Source organism: Mesorhizobium sp. M7A.F.Ca.CA.004.04.2.1 (genome assembly GCF_004022825.1).
In the GTDB taxonomy this organism is placed as follows: domain Bacteria; phylum Pseudomonadota; class Alphaproteobacteria; order Rhizobiales; family Rhizobiaceae; genus Mesorhizobium.
Genome location: NZ_RZPH01000722.1, coordinates 1 through 3,187, shown reverse-complemented (window position 1 = coordinate 3,187; position 3,187 = coordinate 1). Strand labels below are relative to the sequence as shown.

Sequence of the window (3,187 nt, the reverse complement as noted above, 5' to 3'; positions counted from 1 at the left end):
CGCCATGATCGGCCTTGCCGTGCCGGATCGGGCCTTGGCCGAAGAGCCGAAGAAAGGCGGAACGCTGCGCGTCTCGATGTCGGTGAAGGGGCAGAAGGATCCGCGCACCTACGACTGGGTTGAGCTGGCGAACATTTCGCGCTGCTGGCTGGAGCCGCTTGTCCGCTATACCAGGCAGTTCACCTTCGAGCCGGTCCTGCTCGAAAGCTGGGATATCAATGACGACGCCACCGAATACGTGCTGCATGTGCGCAAGGGCATCACATGGAACAACGGCGATGCCTTCAACGCCGATGACGTCGCTCACAATCTGACGCGCTGGTGCGAGAAGAATGTCGCCGGCAATTCCATGGCCGCCCGTGTCGGCGCGCTGATCGACGCAAAGACCGGCAAGGCCAGGGATGGCGCGATCACCAAGGTCGACGACAACACGGTCAAGCTGAAGCTAAGCGAACCAGACATTTCACTGATCCCGAATTTCACCGACTATCCGGCGCTCGTCGTGCATCGCAACTTCGATGCCGACGGTGCCGATCCGATCAAGAAGCCGATCGGCACGGGACCGTTCGAACTGGTCTCCTACGATGTCGGCCAGAAGGCGGTCGTCAAGCGTCGCGAGAATGGCAAATGGTGGGGTGGTGAAGCGCCGCTCGACAGCGTCGAGTTCATCGACTACGGCACCGATTTCAACGCCACCGTGAACGCGTTCGAATCCGGTGAGATCGACCTCAATTTCGAGTCGCCCGCCGACTTCATCGACATTCTCGACAAGATGGATCTGGTGAAATCGGAGGTGGCGACGGCGACGACGCTGGTTGCCCGCACCAACATCACCCACAAGCCCTATGATGACCAGCGGGTGCGCAACGCCCTGCAAATGGCCGTCGACAACAATGCGGTCCTCCAACTCGGCTATGCCGGGCGAGGCACCCCTGGCGAAAACCACCACGTTGCCCCGATCCATCCGGAATACTATCCGCTGCCCAAGAAGACACGCGACGCCGCCGGCGCCAAGAAGCTGATGGCGGAAGCCGGACAGGCTGACTTCGAGCATGAGCTGATCACCATCGAGGACGATTGGCAGAAGAATACCGGCGACGCCATTGCCGGCCAGCTGCGCGATGCCGGAATCAAGGTGAAGCGCACGGTGCTGCCGGGTTCGACCTTCTGGAACGACTGGACGAAATATCCCTATTCGATGACGATCTGGTACATGCGCCCGCTTGGCGTCCAGGTGCTGGCGCTCGGCTATCGCACCGGCGAGGCCTGGAATGAATCGGCATATTCCAACCCCGATTTCGACGCCAAGCTCAAGCAGGCGCTATCGCTCATCGACGTGGAGAAACGACGCGAGGTCATGAAGGATGTCGAGCAGATCCTGCAGGATTCGGGCGTCATTATTCAGCCGTTCTGGCAGAAGCTCTACAGCCACCAGAACAAGAAGGTGAAGAACTATGGTGTCCACCAGACATTCGAGATGGACCTTCAGAACGTCTGGCTGGACGGCTGAAACAAGGCGCGGCAGGACTTCATGAGCCGCAAAAAAGCCGATATGCAGGATGCGTGGTATTGATAGGCTCAAGCCATCAAAAGCCGGAGATTCTGCATGAGACTGACAGTGCTCGTTGCCGCCCTTTCGATAGCCCTGCCGGGCGCCGCCGTCGCCGGACCGGCTTCCGACGCGGTGAAGTTCTTCTATGTCCCGGCGGTCAAGTTCGAGGCCGACGAACAATATCGGGATCGGTTCACCGAACCGGTGACGAAACTGTTCGAGCTGAACGACCAGGCAACGAAGACGAACCCGGACCAGGTCGCCTGCATCGATTTCGATCCTGGTCTCGACGCCCAGGATTTCGATCAGAAAACCGTCTCGAAAACGCTGAAACTGTCTGAGAAGCTGGATGGCGATAACGCACAGGTCACGGCATCCTTCAGCCTGTTCTCCGAGGGCGATGATTCCAAACGTGAAATGCTCTGGTCGCTCAAGAAGATCGACGGCAAGTGGAAGATATCGGACATCGCTTCCAAGACCAGCGACTGGACGCTCAGCGCGCTGGAATGCATGGCCGGCCAGACGCCGGAGTGAAGCGATGGCCCATCGCCGGTTCCTGGCGCTGTCGGGTGTGTGCCTGCTGGCGGCTCTGAGCGGCGCCGCCGCGCAAGGCTTGTTGGGTGCGCCGCCGGCAAACGCCCCGGCCGGCACCCAGCCGGGCGACAGCGGGGCACCGCCCGCAAATGCGCCGGGCGGAGCGGCGGAACCGGCCACGCCGCCGGTGGGATGGTCGCCAGCCGAAGCCGCGCCCGCCGCACCGATCCAGCCGGGCTCGCCGACCGCCGTGGTGCGGCCGTTTTACGATCAGGTCGGACTGGAGATCGATCCGGCCGAGCGAAGCCATTTCATCGACCCGGCCAAAACCGTGCTCGACAAGAGCGACGCGTTGCGCAAATCCGGGCAGGGCGAGTGCCTCGACCCCAACATGGCGCTCGACAATGCCGATTACGACAAGGCCGAGATCGACAAGAGCCTGAAGACGCTCGAGGCGATCAACGGCGACCAGGCCAAGGTCATCGTCGCCTTCGTCATATCGGGCAACCCGCACCGGCTGGAATGGAAATTCAAGAGGGTCGACGGCGACTGGAAGATATCGGACCTATTGTCGGTGACCGGCGAATGGGCACTCAGCCAGTATCAGTGCGAATGAACCGGCGATGAAGCTTTGCTTTTCGCTAGCCATCGTGCTGGTCGGACTCGGCGTTGCCGGGGGCGTGTTCGACTGGCACATCGGCACGATACTAGTCGCTCGCCAGCCGCGGCAAGCTCTGGCAGCGCCTGGCGACTTCTCCGTCGAGCGCGTCGTACTCGACCAGGCCGATGCGCCCGAGCTTGTCGGCTGGGTAGCCGATCGAAAGGGCAGTTGCGGTGCGATTGTGCTGCTACATGGGCGCGGCGCCAACAGGCTGGCCTTGGTTCAAAGGGCGAAGCTCTTGTTCGACGCTGGCTATTCCGTTGTCTTGTTCGACCTCTCCGGTCATGGAGAGAGCGGTGGCGCCGTTCAGGGCTTCGGGTATTCGGAAGGCCCAGACGCCGCCCGTATTATTACCTTTGCTCGGCAACGCTTTCCAGGCCAGAAGCTTGGCGCCATCGGCTCGTCGCCTTTCGCCCCCCCACCTTTCTTTTTTGCGCCGC

At 61.4% G+C, this 3,187-nt stretch carries 4 protein-coding genes; all 4 read left to right on the top strand.

Translation table 11 applies throughout. From position 1 onward, the window contains the following. Positions 1 to 1,510: ABC transporter substrate-binding protein (locus EN893_RS25870; protein WP_164901104.1), on the top strand; the 1,510-nt coding region annotated here is incomplete at its 5' end. A gap of 96 nt (positions 1,511 to 1,606) precedes the next feature. Beyond that, positions 1,607 to 2,086, top strand: coding sequence for a DUF3828 domain-containing protein (locus tag EN893_RS25865; protein WP_127269038.1), 480 nt, complete (start codon positions 1,607 to 1,609; stop codon positions 2,084 to 2,086). Positions 2,087 to 2,090: 4 nt separating this feature from the next. Then, the gene (locus EN893_RS25860) at positions 2,091 to 2,702 is read left to right on the top strand and encodes a hypothetical protein (protein ID WP_127272150.1); all 612 of its coding nucleotides are present in this window, start codon (positions 2,091 to 2,093) and stop codon (positions 2,700 to 2,702) included. Positions 2,703 to 2,709: 7 nt separating this feature from the next. After that, the coding region (locus EN893_RS25855; protein ID WP_164901103.1) for an alpha/beta fold hydrolase at positions 2,710 to 3,187 on the top strand (478 nt) is incomplete at its 3' end.

Bases quoted from the DNA above. Each gene is read 5' to 3' on its own strand.
- EN893_RS25865 (WP_127269038.1), top strand. From the start codon at position 1,607: ATGAGACTGACAGTGCTCGTTGCCGCCCTTTCGATAGCCCTGCCGGGC.
- EN893_RS25860 (WP_127272150.1), top strand. From the start codon at position 2,091: ATGGCCCATCGCCGGTTCCTGGCGCTGTCGGGTGTGTGCCTGCTGGCG.